The sequence below is a fragment of the Streptomyces sp. NPDC090994 genome (assembly GCF_044768905.1).
Lineage (GTDB): Bacteria > Actinomycetota > Actinomycetes > Streptomycetales > Streptomycetaceae > Streptomyces.
This window is the reverse complement of sequence record NZ_JBIVWS010000017.1, coordinates 20,022-37,926: the sequence shown is the minus strand read 5'-3', so window position 1 is coordinate 37,926 and position 17,905 is coordinate 20,022. Positions and strand designations below refer to the sequence as shown.

The 17,905-nt window shown below is 72.8% G+C and carries 16 protein-coding genes; 6 read left to right on the top strand and 10 right to left on the bottom strand.

What is annotated here, in order from left to right; all coding sequences use genetic code 11:
• Positions 1 to 329 precede the first annotated feature (329 nt).
• The 7 genes from ACIQR3_RS28115 to ACIQR3_RS28085 form a co-directional block, all read right to left on the bottom strand.
• A complete protein-coding gene (locus ACIQR3_RS28115) occupies positions 330 to 1,109 on the bottom strand; it encodes an ABC transporter ATP-binding protein (protein ID WP_403543438.1) in 780 nt (259 codons plus the stop codon).
• Positions 1,102 to 2,037, bottom strand: coding sequence for an ABC transporter permease (locus ACIQR3_RS28110; protein WP_215172988.1), 936 nt, complete (start codon positions 2,035 to 2,037; stop codon positions 1,102 to 1,104). Before ACIQR3_RS28110 ends, ACIQR3_RS28115 begins: the two co-directional genes overlap by 8 nt.
• 95 nt (positions 2,038 to 2,132) lie before the next feature.
• Entirely contained in the window at positions 2,133 to 3,005 is an 873-nt protein-coding gene (locus ACIQR3_RS28105) for a glycosyltransferase family 2 protein (RefSeq protein WP_403543533.1), read from the bottom strand.
• A gap of 8 nt (positions 3,006 to 3,013) precedes the next feature.
• A complete protein-coding gene (locus ACIQR3_RS28100) occupies positions 3,014 to 3,757 on the bottom strand; it encodes a CDP-alcohol phosphatidyltransferase family protein (RefSeq protein WP_403543437.1) in 744 nt (247 codons plus the stop codon).
• 13 nt (positions 3,758 to 3,770) lie between these two features.
• The gene (locus tag ACIQR3_RS28095; protein WP_403543436.1) at positions 3,771 to 4,832 is read right to left on the bottom strand and encodes an iron-containing alcohol dehydrogenase family protein; all 1,062 of its coding nucleotides are present in this window, start codon (positions 4,830 to 4,832) and stop codon (positions 3,771 to 3,773) included.
• The gene (locus ACIQR3_RS28090) at positions 4,820 to 5,575 is read right to left on the bottom strand and encodes a sugar phosphate nucleotidyltransferase (RefSeq protein WP_403543435.1); all 756 of its coding nucleotides are present in this window, start codon (positions 5,573 to 5,575) and stop codon (positions 4,820 to 4,822) included. The genes ACIQR3_RS28095 and ACIQR3_RS28090 overlap by 13 nt, the downstream gene beginning before the upstream one ends.
• Positions 5,572 to 7,386, bottom strand: coding sequence for a DUF5941 domain-containing protein (locus ACIQR3_RS28085; protein WP_403543434.1), 1,815 nt, complete (start codon positions 7,384 to 7,386; stop codon positions 5,572 to 5,574). Before ACIQR3_RS28085 ends, ACIQR3_RS28090 begins: the two co-directional genes overlap by 4 nt.
• 415 nt (positions 7,387 to 7,801) lie before the next feature.
• Between ACIQR3_RS28085 and ACIQR3_RS28080 the strand changes: the two genes are divergently transcribed.
• Positions 7,802 to 8,746: a cation diffusion facilitator family transporter gene (locus tag ACIQR3_RS28080; protein WP_403543433.1), complete on the top strand. Its 945-nt coding sequence runs from the start codon at positions 7,802 to 7,804 to the stop codon at positions 8,744 to 8,746.
• Positions 8,747 to 9,029: 283 nt separating this feature from the next.
• Positions 9,030 to 9,623 (top strand): isopentenyl-diphosphate Delta-isomerase, encoded by a 594-nt coding sequence (gene idi, locus ACIQR3_RS28075; protein ID WP_403543432.1) that lies wholly within the window; start codon positions 9,030 to 9,032, stop codon positions 9,621 to 9,623.
• A gap of 30 nt (positions 9,624 to 9,653) precedes the next feature.
• Here the strand turns inward: idi and ACIQR3_RS28070 are convergent, their stop codons facing one another.
• Complete coding sequence (locus ACIQR3_RS28070; RefSeq protein WP_403543532.1) at positions 9,654 to 10,172, bottom strand: ATP-binding protein; 519 nt, start codon at positions 10,170 to 10,172, stop codon at positions 9,654 to 9,656.
• Between the two features lie 264 nt (positions 10,173 to 10,436).
• Between ACIQR3_RS28070 and ACIQR3_RS28065 the strand changes: the two genes are divergently transcribed.
• The 4 genes from ACIQR3_RS28065 to ACIQR3_RS28050 all read left to right on the top strand — a co-directional run bounded on the left by ACIQR3_RS28065 (position 10,437) and on the right by ACIQR3_RS28050 (position 15,112).
• Positions 10,437 to 11,192 carry an enoyl-CoA hydratase/isomerase family protein gene (locus ACIQR3_RS28065; protein ID WP_403543431.1) on the top strand — a complete coding sequence of 252 codons (756 nt, stop codon included), beginning with the start codon at positions 10,437 to 10,439 and terminating at the stop codon, positions 11,190 to 11,192.
• Positions 11,193 to 11,245: 53 nt separating this feature from the next.
• On the top strand, positions 11,246 to 12,115 hold the full coding sequence (locus ACIQR3_RS28060) for a hypothetical protein (protein ID WP_403543430.1): 870 nt from the start codon (positions 11,246 to 11,248) through the stop codon (positions 12,113 to 12,115).
• Between the two features lie 395 nt (positions 12,116 to 12,510).
• Positions 12,511 to 12,642, top strand: a complete 132-nt coding sequence (locus ACIQR3_RS28055; protein ID WP_252100478.1) for an LPFR motif small protein — start codon at positions 12,511 to 12,513, stop codon at positions 12,640 to 12,642.
• A 103-nt stretch (positions 12,643 to 12,745) separates the two neighbouring features.
• The gene (locus ACIQR3_RS28050) at positions 12,746 to 15,112 is read left to right on the top strand and encodes a Tex family protein (protein WP_403543429.1); all 2,367 of its coding nucleotides are present in this window, start codon (positions 12,746 to 12,748) and stop codon (positions 15,110 to 15,112) included.
• A gap of 30 nt (positions 15,113 to 15,142) precedes the next feature.
• On the opposite strand, the gene ACIQR3_RS28045 is transcribed toward ACIQR3_RS28050, so the two are convergent.
• Entirely contained in the window at positions 15,143 to 16,783 is a 1,641-nt protein-coding gene (locus ACIQR3_RS28045) for an ABC-F family ATP-binding cassette domain-containing protein (RefSeq protein ID WP_403543428.1), read from the bottom strand.
• Between the two features lie 36 nt (positions 16,784 to 16,819).
• Positions 16,820 to 17,854, bottom strand: coding sequence for an oxidoreductase (locus tag ACIQR3_RS28040; RefSeq protein WP_403543427.1), 1,035 nt, complete (start codon positions 17,852 to 17,854; stop codon positions 16,820 to 16,822).
• Positions 17,855 to 17,905 lie beyond the last annotated feature (51 nt).

Below are 17,905 nucleotides of genomic sequence, written 5' to 3'. Positions count from 1 at the left end.
GCCTCGCGGCGATGGGGAGTCTCCGTAGCCATTGCCGTCACATCTCCCGTTCTACACTGCCTACGCAATACACACTATTTCGGACACGCCGCCTGGCTGCCCGTGCGGCAGCCCGACAGAGGGTGCCGGGCATTATCGCCCCATGTGCCGCGTTTCGGGACCGGTACAGCTTACGTTGTACAACTCATCGAGCTGCGCGGGGGCCGTCCGCACATCACAACAACACACCGATTGGCTCCAAGATTCCTAAGCGCGACCGGAGTTGACGTTTCCTTTGCGGACGCGAGACCCCGTCGGAACAGTTCCGGCGGGGTCCGGGGGCCGTACGGTCACTTGCCGACGAACTTCTCGTACTCCTTGAGCACCTCGTCCGTGGGGCCGTCCATGCGCAACTCGCCGCGCTCCAGCCACAGGACGCGGTCGCAGGTGTCGCGGATGGACTTGTTGTTGTGGCTGACCAGGAACACCGTGCCGGCTTCCTTGCGCAGCTCGCGGATGCGGGCCTCGGAGCGCTTCTGGAACTTGCGGTCACCGGTGGCCAGGGCCTCGTCGATCATCAGGACGTCGTGGTCCTTGGCGGCGGCGATGGAGAAGCGCAGGCGCGCGGCCATGCCGGAGGAGTACGTGCGCATGGGCAGGGTGATGAAGTCGCCCTTCTCGTTGATGCCGGAGAAGTCGACGATCTCCTGGTAGCGCTCCCTGATCTGCTCCCGGGACATGCCCATGGCGAGGCCGCCGAGGATGACGTTGCGCTCGCCGGTCAGGTCGTTCATCAGGGCCGCGTTGACGCCGAGCAGGGACGGCTGGCCGTCGGTGTAGACCTTGCCCCGCTCGGCGGGGAGCAGGCCGGCGATGGCGCGCAGCAGGGTGGACTTGCCGGAGCCGTTGGAGCCGATCAGGCCGATGGCCTCGCCCCGGTAGGCGACGAAGGAGACGCCCCGTACGGCGTGCACCTTGCGCACGCCGCGTTCCTCGCCGCGCTTGAGTATCCGGCTCAGGGCGGCGGTGGCGCTGCCCCTGCCGCCGCGGGCGCCGTTGACGCGGTAGACGATGTGCAGGTCGTCGGCGATGACGGTGGGGATCCGTGCGCCCTCGTGCGGCTCAGCCACGGCCGTACCTCTCCTCGGCCTTCCAGAAGTAGACGAAGCCGACGGCACCGGCCAGCACCGCCCAGCCCAGGGCGAAGGCCCACACGTGCGGCGGCAGGTAGGAGGAGCCGTAGCCGTCGATCAGCGCGAAGCGGATCAGGTCCATGTAGACGGCGGCCGGGTTCCACTGGAGGACGTCGCTGAGCCAGCCCGGCACGTCCTTGTCGGCGAGCATCGCCGGGATGGAGAACATCACGCCGGACGCGTACATCCAGGTGCGCATCACGAACGGCATCAGCTGGGCCAGGTCGGGGGTCTTGCTGCCCATCCGGGCGAAGATCAGCGCGAGGCCGGTGTTGAAGACGAACTGGAGCGCCAGCGCGGGCACCACCAGCAGCCAGCCGAGGCTCGGGTAGCTGCCGAAGCCGATCATGACGATGACCAGCACGATCATCGAGTACAGCAGTTGCTGCAGCTGCTGGAACGCGAAGGAGACGGGCAGCGAGGCCCGGGGGAAGTGCAGCGCGCGGACCAGGCCCAGATTGCCGGAGATGGCGCGGACGCCCGCGAGCACCGAGGACTGCGTGAAGGTGAAGACGAACACGCCGGTGACCAGGAACGGCACGTAGATGTCGTGCGGGATGCCCCGGCGGGCGCCGAGCAGCAGGCCGAAGATGAAGAAGTAGACGGCGGCGTTCAGCAGCGGGGTGGCCACCTGCCAGAGCTGGCCGAGTCTGGCCTGGCTGTACTGGGCGGTCAGCTTCGCCCGTGAGAAGGCGAGGATGAAGTGCCGCCGGTCCCAGAGCTGGCGGACGTACTCGACGAGGGAGGGCCGGGCGCCGCTCACGGACAGGCCGTACTTCTCGGCGAGCTGTGCCGCCGTGAGGCCCTCGTCGGATGGCACGGGCTTGGTCGTCGCGACCGTGCCGTCGTGCGTTGTCTCACTCACTAGTGGAAACTTTCGTCTTCGAAGATGCGCGGCCGGTACCGGCCTGACGCATCCCGCGGTCCTCGGACCGCGGGATGCCCCGGGGTACGAGCTTCTCAGATCACGGGGGGCCGGCCCAGCCGGGTCAGCCGCCACACCGTACGCCACTTCATGGGCCGGCGGGGACCGCAGGGAGTGGCCCAGCCTTCCCGGAAGCCGCCGAACCACGCCTTCAGCGCGGGGCGCGAGGGGCGGCGGGCGAGCGTGAGCAGCATCCAGACGCCGAGGTAGACCGGGACCAGGGGGGCGGGCAGGTTGCGGCGGGCCAGCCAGACCCGGTTGCGGGCGACCATGCGGTGGTAGACCGCGTGCCGCGAGGGCGCGGTCGTGGGGTGGTACAGCACCATGTCGGACCGGTAGTCGATCATCCAGCCCGCGTCCAGGGCCCGCCAGGCCAGGTCGGTCTCCTCGTGGGCGTAGAAGAACGCGTCCGGCAGGCCGCCGACCTCCTTGAGGACGGCGGTGCGTACGGCGTTGGCGCCGCCGAGGAAGGTGGTGACCCGGGAGGAGCGCATCGGGTCGGCGGCGCGCAGCCGGGGGACGTGCCGGCGCTGGGTCTCGCCGGTCTCCGGGTCGGCGATGCGGAAGCTGACGATGCCGAGCTTCGGGTCGGCGGCGAACGCCTTCCGGCACAGTTCGGCGGTGTCGGTACGGGCCAGCAGGCCGTCGTCGTCGAGGAACAGCAGGATGTCGACCTCGCTGCCGCCGGGGCCGAACGCCTCGATGCCGACGTTGCGGCCGCCGGGGATGCCGAGGTTCTCCGGCAGTTCGACGGTGCGCACACCGTCGGGGACGTCCGGCACGGGCGAGCCGTTGCCGACGACCACGACCTGGACCGGGTCGCCGTCCTGCTTGGCGACCGAGTCGATCAGGGCACGCAGTTCGTCGGGGCGGTTGCCCATGGTGATGATGACGGCGCCGACCTTCATGGGGCTGCTCACTTCAGCCTGCTGGAGGCCAGGACGGACACCAGGTGCAGCAGGGTCTGGAGGAGGGCGATGCCGGCCAGGACGGCGGTGCCGAGGCGGGTGAAGAACAGGTCGCCGCGGACGTTGTCCACGATGGCGAGGACCAGGATCAGCAGGGACGCCTCGATGCCGAGGATGAGGCGGTGGAACTTGAGCATGGCGGCGGCCCGGCGGGCCAGGGCCATGCCGGAGGAGCGCATCTCGGCGGCGGCCTCCTTGACCGGGGGCAGCCCGTTCTGGTGGCGGGCGACGCCGACCAGGTCGGTCTCGGCCTTGATCAGGATGGCGCCGAGCGCGGCCAGGGTGCCGAGGAAGGCCCACAGCCAGTCGATCCGCCCGGTGCCGAACAGGTCGGCGGCGCGCAGGCCGAGGCCGACCAGGACGGCGGCGTCGGTGAGGTAGGCGCCGACGCGGTCCAGGTACACGCCGCCGAGCGAGTACTGCTTGCGCCAGCGGGCGATCTCGCCGTCGACGCAGTCCAGCAGCAGGTACAGCTGGACCGCGACGACGCCGAGCACGGCGCCCCAGATCCCCGGCACGAGCAGCGCCGGGGCGGCGAGCACGCCGCAGACGGTCATCAGGTACGTGAGCTGGTTGGGCGTGACCCTGGTGTTCACCAGGTAGCGGTCGACCCGCAGGGACACCTCGCGCATGTAGAGGCGTCCCATCCAGTGCTCACCGCTGCGCCGGTCCTTGACCCCCGCGGGGTGCACGACCGGACGTAGTTCAGCTACCGATGGCCTTGACATAGTCGGTGTAGACGTCCTTGATCTGGTCGGTTTTCAGGTCGAGGTGTTCGAGGATCGTGAATCGGCCGGGCCGGGTCTCGGGAGCGAACTCCACGGCGCGGACGAACTCCTCGGGGGTGAAGCCGATCTCCTCCGGCAGCACCGGCAGTCCGTGCCGGCGCAGCACCTCGGCCATGTACACCGACTCCTCGTGCGCCCCGCGCAGATACATCGCGAAGGCCGCGCCCAGGCCGCACTGCTCGCCGTGGGCGGCGGCGCGCTTGGGGAAGAGCAGGTCGAAGGCGTGGTTGATCTCGTGGCAGGCCCCGGAGGACGGCCGTGAGTCGCCGGAGACGGACATGGCGATGCCGCTGAGCACCAGCGCCTCGCTTAGCACCTGGAGGAAGTCGTTGTCGCCGATGCCGCCGGGGTGGCGCAGTACGGCCTCGCCGGCCTGGCGGGCCATGGCGGCGGCCAGGCCGTCGATCCGCTCGCCCTTGATCCGGTTGGCCAGCTCCCAGTCGGCGATCGCGGAGATGTTGGAGACGGCGTCGCCGATGCCGGCCCGTACGTAGCGCACCGGGGCCTCGCGGATGACGTCGAGGTCGATGACGACGGCGATCGGGTTCGGCACGCCGTAGGAGCCGCGGCCCGCGTCGTTGTCGAGGGTGGCCACGGGCGAGCACAGGCCGTCGTGCGCGAGGTTGGTCGGTACGGCGACCAGCGGCAGGCCGACGCGGGCGGCGGCGAACTTGGCGCAGTCGATGATCTTGCCGCCGCCCAGTCCGACGACGGCGTCGTAGTGGCCGGCCTTTATGTCGCCGGCCAGCCGGACCGCGTCGTCCAGGGTGCCGCCGCCGACCTCGTACCAGGTGGCGCCGGGCAGGGACGGGGCGACGCGCTCGCGCAGCCGGGCGCCGGAGCCGCCGCTGACGGCGACGGCGAGACGGCCGGAGTGCGAGATGCGCTCGTCGGCGAGGACACAGCCGAGGTCGTCGAGGGCACCCGGGCGGATGTCGACGACCAGCGGCGAGGGGATCAGCCGGGTCAGTACTGGCATGCGATCTCCCGTCCACGGGCGAGATCGTCGTGGTTGTCGATCTCGACCCAGCTGACGTCGCCGATGGGAGCCACGTCGATCCGGAAGCCGCGGTCGACCAGCTCCTGGTAGCCGTGCTCGTAGAACTGCTGGGGGTCGGTCTCCCAGACCGTCTTCAGCGCGTCGGCCAGGTCGGGCGCGGCGTCGCCCTCGATGAGGGTGACGCCGATGTACTCGCCGGTCGCCTCGGCCGGGTCCATCAGCTTGGTGATCTTCGTCATCGTCCCCTCGGCGGGGTCGACGACGACCTTCATCTCCTCGTCGGCCAGCGACTTCACCGTGTCGAGGGCGAGGATGATCTTCTTGCCGTCACCCCGCGCGGCGAGCAGCGTCTTCTCCACGGAGACCGGGTGCACGGTGTCCCCGTTGGCGAGGATCACGCCGTCCTTGAGGGCGTCACGGCCGCACCACAGGGAGTAGGCGTTGTTCCACTCCTCGGCCTTGTCGTTGTCGATGAGGGTCAGCTGGAGGCCGTACTTGGCCTCCAGGGCCGCCTTGCGCTCGTAGACGGCCTCCTTGCGGTAGCCGACGATGACCGCGACCTCGGTCAGGCCGATCTCGGCGAAGTTGCCGAGGGTGAGGTCGAGAACCGTGGGTTCGCCTTCTATGCCCGCGGGCCCCACCGGCACCAGCGCCTTCGGCAGGCTGTCGGTGTAGGGGCGCAGACGCCGTCCGGCGCCGGCCGCGAGCACGAGGCCGATCATGCGGTTTCTCCTTCGTCGTGTACGGCGGGTGAGCCGGCCCGGTGGGCGGACACCCAGTAGCGGATGCTCTCGACGAGCACCAGCAGGGCCACGGCCACGGCGAGGACCGTGAGCGCGACGGTGAACTGTGCGGCGGTGAGCAGCGCGGCCAGCAGGGCGACCAGCAGCGTGCGGCCCTCGTGTCCCCCGACGGCCCGCCGCAGCCAGTTCGGGGGCGCGCCCGCGCCGCCGCGGATGCGGTAGACCGTGTCGTAGTGATGGTAGGCGACCGCCGCCACCAGTCCGAAAGCCGCCGGTAGGGCCCCGTTCACGTCCGCTCGGGCCGCCAGCAGCAGGACGGTGCCGTACTCGGCGGCGCGGAAGAAGGGGGGGACGAGCCAGTCGAGGGCGCCCTTGAGAGGGCGCGCGACGGCGAGGGCCGAGGTCAGGGCGTACACGACGGCGGCGACCAGGGGCCAGGGGGTGCCGAACCCGGTCAGTCCGGCCGTTACGGCGACGGCGGCGCCGCCGGTCAGGGCGGCGACCGGGGCGAGGCCGCCGGGCAGCCCGCGCACCACCCGGGTCAGCGCCTCGGCGACGGGGCCGCTGTCCGCGAGGTCGGCCAGTGCCGTCGCGGCGCGGTCGGTCCGGCGGGCCTTGCGGGTCAGCGAGCGCAGGACGCGGCCGGCCGTGGTGTACGTCGCGGCGAAGGCGCAGCCGATCAGCAGGACGCAGAAGGTGATCCGGGGGGTGGTGGCGGCCGTGAGGACGGCGATCATCGCCCAGCGCTCGCCGATCGGCAGCACGATCATGCGGCGGACCCAGACCGTCCAGCCGACGCTGTCGAGCTTGCCGGAGAGGGCGGCGGTGGGGCTGGTGTTGCCGGTGGCGTCAGTGCCTACGACGTGTGCCTCGTTGAAGGAGAAGTCGACCACGTGCCGGCAGGTCTGGAGGACCATCGCGCCGAGGGCCAAGGCCCATACGTCGTCGCCGCCGCGGGCGGCACCGAGGGCGAGGCCGGCGTAGTAGGCGTACTCCTTGGCCCGGTCGAAGGTGGCGTCGAGCCAGGCGCCGAGGGTGGAGTACTGGAGGGAGTAGCGGGCGAGCTGGCCGTCGGTGCAGTCCAGCACGAAGGAGAAGAGGAGCAGGAGGCCGGCGGCGACGAAGCCGCCGCGGGTGCCGGTGGCCGCGCAGGCCGCCGCTATGAGTGCGGTGAGCAGGGAGGCGGTGGTGACCTGGTTGGGGGTCAGGCCGCGGCGGGCGCACCAGCGGGCGAGGTAGCGGGAGTAGGGGCTGACGCAGAAGGTGGTGAAGAAGCCGTCGCGGGCCTTGACCGCCGACTTCAGGCGGACCGCCTCGTCGTCGACGGCGGCGACCGCCTGCCGGGCCTCGTTGCGGGCCTGCGGGTCGGCGGGGACGGCGGCGACCAGGCTGCCCAGCTCGGGCCGGTGCACCTCGGTGCCGTCCTCGTCGTCGAGGGCGGTGACGATGCGGTCGGCGAGGCTGTCGACGAGGGTGGTGCCACCGGCGGTGGAGGTCTGGCGGGCCATCGCGCGGGTCAGGGCCTGGCGCCCGGCCGGCTGGGCCGTCACGGCGCCCGGAACGGCGGCGAGCGGGAAGCGCGGGTCGGTGAGGCCGAGGCGCAGCGTGTGCAGGTGACCGACGAAGCGGGCGTCCACCACGGCGACCCGTTCCGCGCCGGGCACCCGGGCCAGCTGGGTCTCGGCGTCGGCGGCGTCGGCCGCGAGGCGGACCTCGAAGCCCAGCTCCCGCAGATCCGCCTCGATCGACGAACCGGGAACCGGCTGACCGGTGAGGATGGCGGTCGACAACCGAACTCACTCCCTGGATGCCGACGCCGTGCGCCGGGCCTGTGCATGGTGGGGGCGCCTGTGTCCACAGCCCCCGGGCGGCATGTCGGCAGAGGTTATCGGATGACCGGAACGCCGTGTTCACCGGCCGTTTCACGGACGGTCGACACGACGTGCCCACGCCTTTGCCGCGATCATCATCGGGGATGCGGGGCCCGGCCCACAAACCGCGCCCCCGCCCGCACCGGGTGGAGGGTGCGGGCGAGGGGTACGCGAGGAGGCGGGCCGGACCGGCGCACCGCCCGTTCGCGCACCCTGACCTGCGGAACGTTTACGCAGGTCAGAGCAGATGACAACGGTGTTCAGTGCCGCGTTGCCGGAGGGGGCCGGCCCGTAGTTCACTGTGCTCCCGGCGGACGACAGGGAGGCGGCTTCCATGGGGGCTGGGCACGATCACGGGCACGGCCACGGGCACGGCGCGCCCGCCGGCGGTACGGCGACCGCGGCGTACCGGGGCAGGCTGCGGGTGGCGCTGGCGATCACGCTCACCGTCATGGTCGTGGAGATCGTCGGCGGGGTGCTGGCCGACTCGCTCGCGCTGGTCGCCGACGCGGCGCACATGGCGACGGACGCGGTGGGGCTGGGCATGGCCCTGCTGGCGGTCCACTTCGCCGGCCGGCCGCCCAGCGACCGGCGCACCTTCGGACTGGCCCGGGCCGAGATCCTGGCCGCGCTGGCCAACTGTCTGCTGCTGCTCGGGGTGGGCGGATACGTCCTGTACGAGGCGGTCGAGCGGTTCGTCTCGCCGGCCGGGACCTCGGGCGGACTGACCGTCGTCTTCGGTGTGATCGGCCTGGTGGCGAACTCGGTGTCGCTGGCGCTGCTGATGCGGGGCCAGGCGGAGAGCCTGAACGTGCGCGGCGCGTTCCTGGAGGTGGCGGCGGACGCGCTGGGGTCGGTCGCGGTGATCGTGTCCGCCCTGGTGATCGTCACCACCGGCTGGCAGGCCGCCGACCCGATCGCCTCGCTCGTCATCGGCGTGATGATCGTGCCGCGGACGGTGAAGCTGTTGCGCGAGACGCTGGACGTCCTGCTGGAGGCGGCACCCAAGGACGTCGACATCGCCGAGGTACGGGCCCACATACTGGCCCTCGACGGAGTGGAGGACATCCACGACCTGCACGCGTGGACGATCACGTCCGGCATGCCGGTGCTCTCCGCGCACGTGGTGGTCGGTGCGGAGGCGCTGAGCGCGACCGGCCACGAGAAGATGCTCCACGAACTCCAGGGCTGCCTGGGCGACCACTTCGACGTGGAGCACTGCACCTTCCAGCTGGAGCCGGGCGGGCACGCGGCGCACGAGGCGCGGCTGTGCCACTGAGGCGACGGGGGCGCACAGGTATCGGAGCGGGGCGCGTCTTCGGGGGAAGGCGCCCGGGAACGCAGCCGTCCGCCGGTCCGCGCGCGTTCTGATCCCTGGCGGGCCCGGCGGGGCGGTTCCCCCTCCGGCGACCGGGCACGATCACCTGCCGGGCCCGCCCCGGCGCCCGGCCGTACCTGGCGGCCTCCCGCGCGGCGGTGCGGGACATGCGGGCGGGGAAGTGCGGGGAGCGCCGGCCGCGTACGGCACACTGGGGGCGCGAGGACCGATGCGAAGGATGGGTATGCCGATCACTCCTGCCACCGCGGCGAACAGTTCGTCGAGCGGCACCGCGGACGCGATTCTGCTGGAACTCGTCGACGAGGACGGCGTCACGATCGGCACCGCGGAGAAGCTCGCCGCGCACCAGCCGCCCGGGCGGCTGCACCGCGCCTTCTCGGTGTTCCTCTTCGACGAGCGCGGCCGGCTGCTGCTCCAGCAGCGGGCGCTCGGCAAGTACCACTCCCCCGGGGTGTGGTCCAACACCTGCTGCGGCCATCCCTACCCCGGCGAGTCGCCGTTCGCGGCGGCGGCCCGGCGGACCTTCGAGGAGCTGGGGATCTCCCCGTCGCTGCTCGCCGAGGCGGGCACGGTGCGCTACAACCACCCGGACCCGGCCTCGGGCCTGGTGGAGCAGGAGTACAACCACCTCTTCGTGGGTCTGGTGCAGGCGGTGCCGCGGCCCGATCCGGCGGAGGTCGCCGAGACGGTCTTCGTCTCCCCGGCCGAGCTGGCCGAGCGGCACGCGCGGGACACCTTCTCGGCGTGGTTCATGACGGTGCTGGACGCGGCGCGTCCGGCCGTCCGCGAGCTGACGGGTCCGTCCGCCGGCTGGTGAGCCCGGCCCCCGGGGCCCCGTGCGGACGCCCTACGGGAGGGCGGGTCCGAGCGGCAGGGCCACCCAGACCACCTTGCCGCCGTTCGCCGTGTGGGCGACGTCGCACGCCCCGCCGGCCTCCCGGGTGATCTCCCGGACCAGCAGCAGGCCCCGGCCACCGGTCCGGCCGTGGTCGGTCTCCAGGGCGGTCGGGCGGTAGGGGTGGTTGTCCTCGACGGAGAGGCGGAGCCAGCCGGAGCCGACGGCGACCTCCACGGAGAGCGTCGGCGAGAGCACCGCCGCGTGCCGGACGGCGTTGGTGACCAGTTCGGAGACGATCAGCAGCAGCCCGTCCGCCACGTCCCGCGCGACCGGTACGCCCTGGTGGGCCAGGAGGTCGCGGACGGCGTGCCGCGCCTGCGGGACCGACGCCTCGACGGAGGGGGCGGTGAACCGCCAGACGCCTTCGTACGGCAAGGGGTCCGCGCGGCCCGCGGGTCTTCCCGCCTCCGGATGCGGCTGGGGCCCCGGAACCGGAACCGCGCCGTCCTCCCGCTCGTGGTCGTCCATCGTCGGGTCGCCGCCCTTGCGCTCGATTGTCACCACACCCTGAGTGTTGGTAACGAGTCGCTCCGCCCCGAGGTACTGAATGGAAGTCAGCGCGTATCGAACGGTTCTGACCGTTGGCGTATGACACAGTCAGTTGTGGGACTGATCCTGTCCCGGTTGCACCGTCTCGGCGAACTATTCCGGTTGTACTGGTTTGACCGTCGGACGGACAGGACAACGGGAGACTCGGACCGACGGTTCGAACCGGCCGGTAACATCCGGCGCATGGAGCCCCAGTTGCTGCATCGCGTCACGGACGCGGTGGCCACCGTCGTGATCCACCACCCGGCCAAGCGCAACGCCATGACGGCCGCGATGTGGCGCTCACTGCCCCCGCTGCTCGACGCCCTCGCCGCGGACCGGGCGGTGCGGGCGCTGGTGCTCACCGGCGCGGACGGCACCTTCTGCGCCGGGGCCGACATCTCCACGCTGGCCGACGGGCCGCGCGCGGCGCAGCGGCCGGCCGGGGAGGCCGAGGAGGCCCTGGCGGCCTTCCCGAAGCCGACGCTGGCGGCGGTCCGCGGGCACTGCGTGGGCGGCGGGGTGCAGCTGGCCGCCGCCTGCGACCTGCGGTTCGCCGAGGAGGGGGCGCTGTTCGGGGTGACCCCGGCCCGGCTGGGGGTGGTCTACCCGGCCTCCGCCACCCGGCGGCTGGTGTCGCTGGTGGGCCCGGCCGGCGCGAAGTACCTGCTGTTCTCGGGCGAGCTGATCGGGACCGGGCGGGCGCTGCGCACGGGCCTCGTCGACGAGGTGCTGCCGGCCGGCGGGCTGGACGGGCGGGTCGCGGAGTTCACCCGGGTCCTGACGGCCAGGTCGGGGCTGACCCAGGCGGCGGCGAAGGAGTTCGTGGACGGGCGTGCCGGCCGGGAGGCGTACTGGGCGGCGCAGGCGGACGGCAGCGGCGACACGGCGGAGGGCGTCGCCGCGTTCCTGGAGCGCCGTCCGCCCCGGTTCACCTGGCACGCACCCGCGCCGGATTGATCCCGCCGCACGGCCGTTCCCCCGCATACTGACCGGTTGGTAACCTGCCCGGTATGACGACTGCCGCCATCGACCGGCGCCCCGGCCGCCGCTGCCACAACGTGCTCAACTCGCTGCACTCGACGCACTACTTCTCGCCCGACCTGGGCCGGGAACTGGGCGCCCTCGGGGTCACCGACCCCCGGGCCGTCAACTTCGCCGTACGGGCCGCCGCGCTGGGACCGGTCGGCGCGGGCGCGGTCACCGCCGCCTTCTACAACTACAAGCACGAGCTGGTCGCCCGGCACGTCCCGGCCGTCTGGACGACGGTGACCCCGGAGCAGGCCCTCGCGGCACGCGCGCGTGCCGTCGACGCCACCCTGCGCCGGCTGCTGGGCGAGGACGCCCTGGTGTCGGCCGAGATGACGGAGGCCGCCGGACTGGCGCTGCGCGCCGCCGAGGGGTGTTCGCGCGCCGCCCGGCCGCTGTACTCGGCCCACGCCGACCTGCCGGTTCCCGACGCGCCGCACCTGGCGTACTGGCACGCCGCGACCCTGCTGCGCGAGCACCGCGGCGACGGGCACCTGGCCGTGCTCATGGCCGCGGGTCTGGACGGCCTGGAGGCGCTGGTGACGCACACCGCGACCGGCAAGGGGCTGGCGCCGAAGTGGGTGTTCGGCACGCGCGGCTGGTCCCAGGAGGAGTGGGACGCGGCCGTCGCCCGGCTGCGGGACCGCGGGCTGCTCGACGCCGCCGGGGAGCTGACCGAGGAGGGCGCGGCACTGCGCGCGGAGATCGAGCGGGAGACGGACCGGCTGGACGCCGGCCCGTACGAGCACCTCGGCGCGGCGGGCGTCGCGCGGCTGACCGAGCTGGGGGCGGCCTTCGCCCGCACCGCGCTGGGCGCGGGCGCCTTTCCGGCGGACCTGCTCGGGAAGGCGTGAGGGGCGGCGGGAGGAGCGGCGGGAGAGACGGCGGGAGGGGCGGCGGGAGGAGGACCCGCAGGAGGACCGGCAGGAGGACCGGCAGAAAGGGGCAGCGTGCGGGCGTGCGGGCCGCTCTGTACGAGCCCCGGCCCACCGCGCCGGCCGTCGGCGGGGGTGGTGGGCGGCCGTCGGCGGAGGCAGTGGGCGGGGGCCGGCGGAGGCAGTGGGCGGGGGCCGGCGGAGGCAGTGGGCGGGGGCCGGCGGAGGCAGTGGGCGGGGGCCGGCGGAGGCGGTGGGCGGGGGTAGAAAGGTCGGCACGGTGGGCTGATCGGCTCGGTGGGCATAGCGGGGCCGCTGCGAGGTACCCGTTCTTCACCCGGCCGGACCGGCCGGGTGGACAGAGGGAGGCTCTTGTGTTCCGTGCCATCGCAGACGTGCTGCGCCAGATCGGCGGCGCCATCGCGACCGTCGTCACGCTGCCCTTCCGGGCCCTGGCCCGGCTCTTCGGCGGGGCGTCGAGCTCGACCCGCAGCCGCCGGGCCTGAGCGCGCCGCCTCCGACCTGCCCGGACACCCGCCCTGATCCCCGAGTGTCGGCGCGGCCTGCCACAATTGCCGCGCAACCTCAGTGAGAAGGCGGTACGGGATCGTGACGACACCCGAGTCGATCGACGTTGGGTCCATCGAAGGCAGGATCGCCGAGGAGCTCGGCGTACGGGAGCGGCAGGTGAAGGCCGCGGTGGAACTGCTCGACGGCGGTTCGACCGTGCCCTTCATCGCCCGCTACCGCAAGGAAGCGACCGAGATGCTCGACGACGCGCAGCTGCGCACGCTCGAGGAGCGGCTGCGCTATCTGCGGGAGCTGGAGGAGCGGCGGGCCGCGATCCTCGACTCGGTGCGTGAGCAGGGCAAGCTCACCGAGGAGCTGGAGGCGCGCATCCGGGGTGCCGAGACCAAGGCGCGTCTGGAGGACGTCTACCTGCCGTACAAGCCCAAGCGGCGCACCAAGGCGCAGATCGCCCGCGAGGCCGGTCTGGAGCCGCTGGCCGAGGGCCTGCTGGCCGACCCGGGTGTCGAGCCCCTCGCGGCCGCCGCCGCGTTCGTCGACGCGGACAAGGGCGTGGCCGACCCGCAGGCCGCCCTGGACGGGGCGCGGGCCATCCTCACCGAGAAGTTCTCCGAGGACGCCGACCTGATCGGCGAGCTGCGCGAGCGGATGTGGACGCGCGGACGGCTGGCCGCCAAGGTGAAGGACGGCAAGGAGGAGGCGGGCGCCAAGTTCGCCGACTACTTCGACTTCGCCGAGCCGTTCACCGAGCTGCCCTCGCACCGGATCCTGGCGATGCTGCGCGGCGAGAAGGAGGACGTCCTCGACCTGGTGCTGGAGCCCGAGGAGCCGACGGACGGGCCGTCGTCGTACGAGGGGATCGTCGCGTCGCGGTTCGGGATCGCCGACCGGGGGCGCCCCGGAGACAAGTGGCTGACGGACACGGTCCGCTGGGCCTGGCGCACCCGCATCCTCGTCCACCTGGGCATCGACCTCAGGCTGCGGCTGCGCACGGCCGCCGAGGACGAGGCGGTGAACGTGTTCGCGGCCAACCTGCGCGACCTGCTGCTGGCCGCTCCGGCGGGGACGCGGGCGACGCTCGGCCTGGACCCCGGGTTCCGTACGGGCGTGAAGGTCGCCGTGGTCGACGCCACGGGCAAGGTCGTGGCGACCGACGTCATCCACCCGCACGTCCCGGCCAACAAGTGGGACGAGGCGATCGCGAAGCTGGCGCGGCTGGCGAAGGAGCACGCGGTCGAGCTGATCGCGATCGGCAACGGCACGGCGTCGCGCGAGACCGACAAGCTCGCCGGGGAACTGATCACCAAGCACCCCGAGCTGAAGCTCACCAAGGTGATGGTGTCCGAGGCGGGCGCCTCGGTGTACTCGGCCTCCGCGTTCGCCTCGCAGGAGCTGCCGGACATGGACGTCTCGCTGCGCGGCGCGGTCTCCATCGCCCGCCGGCTCCAGGACCCGCTGGCCGAGCTGGTGAAGATCGACCCGAAGTCGATCGGCGTCGGCCAGTACCAGCACGACCTGTCCGAGGTGAAGCTGTCGCGCTCCCTGGACGCGGTGGTCGAGGACTGTGTGAACGGTGTCGGGGTGGACGTCAACACCGCCTCCGCGCCGCTGCTCGCCCGCGTCTCCGGCATCACGTCGGGCCTCGCGGAGAACATCGTGGCGCACCGTGACGCCAACGGGCCGTTCAAGGCGCGGGGCGAGCTGAAGAAGGTCGCGCGGCTGGGCCCGAAGGCGTACGAGCAGTGCGCGGGCTTCCTGCGGATCCGCGGCGGCGACGACCCGCTGGACGCGTCCAGCGTGCACCCGGAGGCGTACCCGGTGGTGCGCCGGATGGTGAAGACCGCCGGGCAGGAGGTGGCCTCGCTGATCGGGAACACCTCGGTGCTGCGGTCCCTGCGGGCGGCCGACTTCGTGGACGAGACGTTCGGTCTGCCGACCGTGTCGGACATCCTGAAGGAGCTGGAGAAGCCGGGCCGTGACCCGCGTCCCGCCTTCAGGACGGCCACCTTCAAGGAGGGCGTCGAGAAGATCTCCGACCTGTCCCCCGGGATGGTCCTGGAGGGTGTCGTGACCAATGTGGCGGCCTTCGGGGCGTTCATCGACGTCGGTGTGCACCAGGACGGGCTGGCGCACGTCTCCGCGCTGTCGAAGACGTTCGTGAAGGACCCGCGTGACGTGGTCAAGCCGGGGGACATCGTCAAGGTGAAGGTGCTGGACGTCGACATCCCGCGCAAGCGGATCTCGCTGACGCTGCGGCTGGACGACGAGGCGGCGCCCAAGGGCGAGCAGCAGCCGCGCCAGCAGCGGGGCGGGGGCGGCGGACGGCCGCCGAAGCAGCGGCAGCAGCCCTCCGGCGGGAAGGCCGGCGGCAAGGGCAAGGGGCGGCCGGCGCCGCCGCCCGCCAACAGCGCGATGGCCGACGCCCTGAAGCGGGCGGGGCTGGCGTAAGCGGGCGGGGCGGCGGGTGACGGGGCGCGGCTAGCGTTCCGTCACCTTGCCGTCCGCGACCTCCAGGCGGCGGGTCACCCGCAGGGCGTCCAGCATGCGGCGGTCGTGGGTGACCAGGAGCAGGGTGCCCTCGTAGGAGTCGAGGGCCGACTCCAGCTGTTCGATGGCCGGCAGGTCGAGGTGGTTCGTGGGCTCGTCCAGGACCAGGAGGTTGACGCCCCGGCCCTGGAGCAGGGCGAGGGCGGCCCGGGTGCGCTCGCCCGGGGAGAGGGTGGCCGCCGGACGCAGCACGTGGTCCGCCTTGAGGCCGAACTTGGCCAGCAGGGTGCGGACCTCGGCCGGTTCCGTGTCGGGGACGGCCGTCTGGAAGGCGTCGAGCAGCGGCTCGGTGCCGTGGAAGAGCTTGCGGGCCTGGTCGACCTCGCCGAGCAGGACGCCCGAGCCGAGGGCCGCGTGCCCGGCGTCCAGCGGGACCCGGCCCAGCAGGGCGCCGAGCAGCGTGGACTTGCCCGCGCCGTTGGCGCCGGTCACCGCGACCCGGTCGGCCCAGTCGATCTGGAGGGTGACCGGGCCCAGGGTGAAGGGGCCGCGCCGCACCTCGGCGTCGCGCAGAGAGGCGACGACAGCGCCGGAGCGCGGGGCTGACGCGATCTCCATGCGCAGCTCCCACTCCTTGCGGGGCTCCTCGACGACCTCCAAACGTTCGATCATGCGCTGGGTCTGGCGGGCCTTGGCGGCCTGCTTCTCGCTGGCCTCGCTGCGGAACTTGCGGCCGATCTTGTCGTTGTCGCTGCCCGCCTTGCGCCGGGCGTTCCTGACGCCCTTGTCCATCCAGGAGCGCTGCGTCTGGGCCCGGTCCTGGAGGGCGGCCCGCTTGTCGGCGTACTCCTCGTACTCGTCGCGGGCGTGCCGGCGGGCCACCTCGCGCTCCTCCAGGTAGGCGTCGTAGCCGCCGCCGTAGAGGTTGATCCGCTGCTGGGCGAGGTCGAGTTCGAGGACCTTGGTGACGGTGCGGGCGAGGAACTCGCGGTCGTGGCTGACGACGACGGTGCCGGCGCGCAGGCCGGTGACGAAGCGTTCGAGGCGTTCCAGGCCGTCCAGGTCGAGGTCGTTGGTCGGCTCGTCGAGGAGGAAGAGGTCGTAGCGGGACAGCAGGAGGGAGGCGAGGCCGGCGCGGGCGGCCTGGCCGCCGGAGAGGGAGGTCATCGGCTGGTCGAGGTCCACGGCCAGGCCCAGGGTGGCGGCCACCTCCTCGGCGCGGTCGTCGAGGTCGGCGCCGCCGAGGGCCAGCCAGCGCTCCAGGCTGGTGGCGTAGGCGTCGTCGGCGCCGGGCACGCCGTCGACCAGGCCCTGGGTGGCCTCGTCCATGGTCCGCTGGGCCTCGGTGACGCCGGTGCGCCGGGCCAGGAAGGCGCGTACCGTCTCCCCGGGCCTGCGCTCGGGTTCCTGCGGGAGGTGGCCGACGGTGGCGCTGGGCGGGGACAGGCGCAGCTCGCCCTGTTCGGGGGCGGTGAGGCCGGCGAGCATCCGCAGCAGCGTGGACTTGCCGGCGCCGTTGGGCCCGACGAGGCCGATCACGTCGCCGGGGGCGACGACGAGGTCGAGCCCGGTGAACAGGGAGCGGTCGCCGTGGCCGGCGGCGAGGTTCTTGGCGACGAGGGTGGCAGTCATCAGGGCGCCGATTTTAGCGGCCGGTACGGGGCGGACTCAGCCGGGTTTCCCGTGCGTCACCGCTGCCACCAGCACGCTTTCCGATGCCCGGGCCACGAGGCAGGAGCGGCCCTTGACCGCCGCGGCGTCCAGGGCGACGCGGTGGGCGCCGGGCTCCAGGACGCCGTCGAAGACCTCGCGGGTGTGGGTGCGGTGCAGCCGGTCCAGACGGTACGCGGTGAGCCGTACCCGGCAGGGCGAGGTGACCTCGATGTCCGCCGCCTCGCCGGTCGCGGTCAGGCGGGTCAGCCGGCGTCGTCCGGCAGGGGTGCGGTCGAGGGCGTGTTCGAGCTGGGCGACCAGGACGGGGACGATCGGGGCGAGGCCGTCGACGTAGACGACGTCGGCGCCGGCCTCGGTGAACGCCGCGCGGACGGCGGCGCGGTCCTGCTCGGGCACCGCGGCGCCGAAGGCGACGGCGCCGTACTCGCGCAGTTCCTCGGCGGAGGCGCCGGTGAGGTCGGGGGTGATGTCGGCGCCGATGTCGATGGTGCGCAGGGCGGCGGCGAGCTTGGCCAGTAAGGCGACCCGGGCACCGATCAGCAGGACGCGCCGGCGGGGCGTGCCGGGGCCTTGCCGGAGCAGGGCGGAGAGTGCCGCGCGGTACTCGGCGCCGGAGAAGCGGAACGGGCCGATGCCCTGATAGCCGTTGAGCCGGAGGTCGGCGTGCGGATCGGTCTGCCAGGCGAAGTCCTGCCAGACGTAGTCGTCGCCGTCCCGCCGGATCACGGCGGTCACCGCGCCGCACGCCAGGTCCTCGCACTCGGGGCAGCCGTAGATGATGTACCGGCCGCCGGGCAGCGGCGGTTCGGCCTCCAGCAACAGGCCGCGGACCTGTGCGGTGAAGATGGCGGGCGGGACGTCGGAGGCGAGCGGGGAGACGGCGTCGAGGTCGCTGAGGCGGAACAGCAGCGGCCGGCCGTCGACGATGAAGTCGAGGAAGTCGCGGTGGACCTGGTACGCACCCCCGGCGAGGACTCCCCCGGTCCGGGTGGCGGGGGCCAGGCCGAAGGTCGTGTACTCGGCAGACATGCGGTGAGTATTCCCGCAGTCGCGGCGTTGTGCGCATGGCCGGGCGGGTTC

Excerpts from the sequence above, each read along its gene's own strand:
- ACIQR3_RS28105 (WP_403543533.1), bottom strand. The coding sequence starts at position 3,005 with ATGAAGGTCGGCGCCGTCATCATCACCATGGGCAACCGCCCCGACGAA.
- ACIQR3_RS28095 (WP_403543436.1), bottom strand. The coding sequence starts at position 4,832 with ATGCCAGTACTGACCCGGCTGATCCCCTCGCCGCTGGTCGTCGACATC.
- ACIQR3_RS28090 (WP_403543435.1), bottom strand. The coding sequence starts at position 5,575 with ATGATCGGCCTCGTGCTCGCGGCCGGCGCCGGACGGCGTCTGCGCCCC.
- ACIQR3_RS28080 (WP_403543433.1), top strand. The coding sequence starts at position 7,802 with ATGGGGGCTGGGCACGATCACGGGCACGGCCACGGGCACGGCGCGCCC.
- idi (WP_403543432.1), top strand. The coding sequence starts at position 9,030 with ATGCCGATCACTCCTGCCACCGCGGCGAACAGTTCGTCGAGCGGCACC.
- ACIQR3_RS28070 (WP_403543532.1), bottom strand. The coding sequence starts at position 10,172 with ATGGACGACCACGAGCGGGAGGACGGCGCGGTTCCGGTTCCGGGGCCC.
- ACIQR3_RS28065 (WP_403543431.1), top strand. The coding sequence starts at position 10,437 with ATGGAGCCCCAGTTGCTGCATCGCGTCACGGACGCGGTGGCCACCGTC.
- ACIQR3_RS28060 (WP_403543430.1), top strand. The coding sequence starts at position 11,246 with ATGACGACTGCCGCCATCGACCGGCGCCCCGGCCGCCGCTGCCACAAC.
- ACIQR3_RS28045 (WP_403543428.1), bottom strand. The coding sequence starts at position 16,783 with ATGACTGCCACCCTCGTCGCCAAGAACCTCGCCGCCGGCCACGGCGAC.
- ACIQR3_RS28040 (WP_403543427.1), bottom strand. The coding sequence starts at position 17,854 with ATGTCTGCCGAGTACACGACCTTCGGCCTGGCCCCCGCCACCCGGACC.